Raw genomic sequence first — 460 nt, forward strand, 5'->3', positions numbered from 1 at the left:
CTACTATGTGCTGGGCGACTTCGCGTCCTACCGGGATGTCAAGGACAAGATGGCCGCTGATCATGCTGACGCCCGTGGTTGGGCGCGCAAGGCATGGGTGAACGTCACCAAGTCTGGTCGGTTCTCCTCGGACCGCACCATTCGCGACTATGCCGAGCAAGTGTGGAAGCTGGAGCCGGTTAGGGCTGAGTGAGTTCCGGGGGCTGATAGCGCATCGTGGGGGTCCGGGCCGGTCACGGACCGCGTGTGTAGCTGTGTCAGCCCCATAGGGCTTTAGCTGTCACCGTGAGCAGTACCGACCATAGAGCTGATGCCATCGTTCCGATGATGAATTGCTCGATAGCTGCACTCGACTCCTTGTTGGCCTGCGCCGCGTCCGATCCCGGAGTCGGTTGCGACTTCAGCTCGGCGTAGCGTGCCAGGGTCTTGACGCCGAGGATGACAGCGATCCCGGCTGGGT

At 62.0% G+C, this 460-nt stretch carries 2 protein-coding genes; one reads left to right on the forward strand and one right to left on the reverse strand.

What is annotated here, in order from left to right; all coding sequences use genetic code 11:
- On the forward strand, nucleotides 1-193 hold a 193-nt coding region (locus ACLFKU_RS44150), incomplete at its 5' end, for a glycogen/starch/alpha-glucan phosphorylase (protein ID WP_410853446.1).
- A gap of 64 nt (nucleotides 194-257) precedes the next feature.
- Here the strand turns inward: ACLFKU_RS44150 and ACLFKU_RS44155 are convergent.
- Nucleotides 258-460, reverse strand: a 203-nt coding sequence (locus ACLFKU_RS44155) for a hypothetical protein (RefSeq protein WP_410853447.1), incomplete at its 5' end; no start/stop codon positions are given.

It is taken from the genome of Paraburkholderia sp. EG304, from assembly GCF_046543485.1.
In the GTDB taxonomy this organism is placed as follows: domain Bacteria; phylum Pseudomonadota; class Gammaproteobacteria; order Burkholderiales; family Burkholderiaceae; genus Paraburkholderia; species Paraburkholderia youngii.